This is a genomic window from Enorma sp., from assembly GCF_982429025.1.
In genome coordinates this window covers 1-2593 of the sequence record NZ_CEWCAA010000087.1, presented here as the reverse complement: position 1 = coordinate 2593, position 2593 = coordinate 1, and the positions used below count along the sequence as shown (strand labels likewise).

At 61.2% G+C, this 2593-nt stretch carries 2 protein-coding genes; both read left to right on the top strand.

Going from position 1 to position 2593, the window contains the following annotated elements; all coding sequences use genetic code 11:
- Nucleotides 1–180 precede the first annotated feature (180 nt).
- Nucleotides 181–1716, top strand: a complete 1536-nt coding sequence (gene istA, locus AC1VS5_RS09525; protein ID WP_009307278.1) for an IS21 family transposase — start codon at nt 181–183, stop codon at nt 1714–1716.
- On the top strand, nt 1716–2450 hold the full coding sequence (locus AC1VS5_RS09520) for an ATP-binding protein (protein ID WP_009307277.1): 735 nt from the start codon (nt 1716–1718) through the stop codon (nt 2448–2450). The genes istA and AC1VS5_RS09520 overlap by 1 nt, the downstream gene beginning before the upstream one ends.
- Nucleotides 2451–2593 lie beyond the last annotated feature (143 nt).

Below are 2593 nucleotides of genomic sequence, written 5' to 3'. Positions count from 1 at the left end.
TGACTATTGCAGCGCTTTTGCTACACCGTTCCACGCTCCACTGCTACAGCGCTCCATGGCAGACTGCCACACCCTAACAATCTAAATTGCCACGCGCCCCGAAAGGGGCGCTTCCTTTTCCGCCACAATTCCGATGGGCACAAAAGTGCCCATCGGACCATTGCGAGAAAGGAAGAAAAAATGGTCAAGTACAGAGAAATACTTCGGCAAAGGGCGATGGGGGTGAGTGTCAGGAACACAGCGTTCTCGTGCAGGTGCTCCACCGCAACGGTAAGGGCGGTGACCACCCGCGCGAAGGCGCACGGCCTCGAGTGGCCCTTGCCGGAGGAGATGAACGATGCGGCGATTCGAGCCGTCATCTATCCGGCAAAGGAGCGATCCGATATGTCGAAGGCGGAGATCGACCATCCCCGCATCGACAAGGAGATGAACCGTCCCGGCATGACCATGCTGACGCTTTGGAGGGAGTACTGCGAGGACGCCCTGGCATCGGGCATGGAACCCTACCTGTACTCCGCCTTCTGCCAGAAGCACCGCGCCTGGGCGGCCGCCAACAAGGTCTCCATGCGCATCGAGCGCAAACCCGCCCAGGAGATGCAGGTCGACTACGTCGGCGACACCATGGAGGTGCTCGACGCCGACACCGGCGAGGCGCGCAAAGTCTACGTCTTCGTGGCGTGCTTGCCCTATTCGGGCGAGATGTTCGCCGAGGGCGCCTACAACATGAGAGCGGAGTCCTGGGTCGAGGCCCACGTCCACGCCTTCGCCTTCTTCGGCGGCAGCGTGCCGATAGTGGTTCCCGACAACCTCAAGCAGGGCGTCGTCAAGAACACCGTCGAAGAGCTCGTGATCAACGAGCAGTACCGCAGGATGGCCGAGTACTACGGGTGCGCCGTCGTGCCCGCGCGCCCCAGGAGGCCGAGGGACAAGGGGGCGGTGGAGATGAGCGTGAGGGTCATCGAGCAGCGCGCCATCGCGCCCCTTCGCAACCAGCTGTTCACCTCTCTCCGGCAGCTGAACGAGGCTCTTTTGGAGAAGGTGCGCGAGATCAACGCCCGTCCGTTCCAGAAGCGCGAGGGCAGCAGGGATGAGGTCTTCGTCCGCCAAGAGAAGCCGCTGCTCATCCCGCTGCCGGGCAAGCCCTACGAGATGGTTACCCGCAAGGTTGTCACTGTTAATTTTAACTACCACGTCTCGTTTGACGGATGCTGGTACTCGGTTCCGTTCAGCTACGTCAAGCGCGAGGTGGAGCTATGCGCCACCAGATCCGCTGTTTGGGTGGCCTGCGACGGCGAGCGAATCGCCATGCACGAGCGCATCTACGGCCCTAGGGGAAGCTACCGCACCAACCCCGACCACATGCCCGATTCCCATCGCGACTTTGTGGAGTGGGACGCGAAGCGCTTCCGTAAATGGGCGGCCGGGATCGGCCCGTCCTGCGGGGAAGCCGTCGATGCCATCTTGAGGTCGCGCAAGATCGAGCAGCAGTCCTACCGCTCGTGCCGCGCGGTGCTGGCGCTCGCGAAGAAGCACGGAAGGGAGATGCTCGAGCAGGCGTGCGCCAAGGCCTGCTCTCTAACGCCCAGGCCGAGCTACAAGACGATCAAATCGATTATCTCGGAGATGGGGGCCGCAGGGCCCGAGGACCAAAACGCCGGAGCGTATCTGCGCGGAGGCGACTACTACCGGAACTTGAGCGAGGGGGACGATGAATAATGACGGCGAGCCAGACGACGATGGACAAACTCTATGGCATGAGGATGTCGGTGATGGCGCAAGCGTATCGCGACCAGGAGGAATCGCAAGGAGTGGCAGAGATGACCTTCGACGAGAGGTTCGCCATGATAGTCGATGCCGAATGGGACGCGCGCCGCATCAACAGGAGGACGAGGCTGTTGCGCCAGGCCGGCTTCTCCGATCCCGAGGCGAACATTGCCGATGTCCGCTACGACGCGGATCGCAAGCTCGACCGCACGAAACTGATAGAGCTGTCCAACTGCACATGGATAAGAGGCCACCGCAACGTCGTGATCACGGGCGCGTCGGGCGCCGGCAAGAGCTGGATTGCCTGCGCGCTCGGGGTGGCGGCCTGCAACGCCTTCTTCAGCGTAAGGTACGTCCGGTTGCCCGAAATGCTCGACGAGCTGAACGTGAGCAAGAACGAGGATTGGCTCAAGGCGAAGAAGCGCTACACGAAATGCGACTTGCTGATACTGGACGATTGGCTTTTGGAAAAGCTCGAGGGGAAGGCGGCGCGCGAGCTTTTAGAGATAGTCGAGGCGCGCTTGCGCAGCGGGTCCTTATTGATTTGCTCGCAGTTCTCGCCAGCAGGCTGGCATTCAAAGCTCGGGGAAGGAGCAATCGCAGATGCCGTCATCGACCGCATAGTCTATCGGTCGGACGTCATCCATATTGAAGGCGACGAGTCAATGCGCAAGCGCATCGGCTAAGAGCATAACCGGCCGTATTGGCCAAGAGGGGCGCTTGCGCGCCCCTCGCAATCAGAGCAACCCGCATTGCTACGTGGCAGTCTGCCATGGAACGCTGTAGCAGTGGAGCGTGGAACGGTGTAGCAAAAACGGCGCAATAAGCA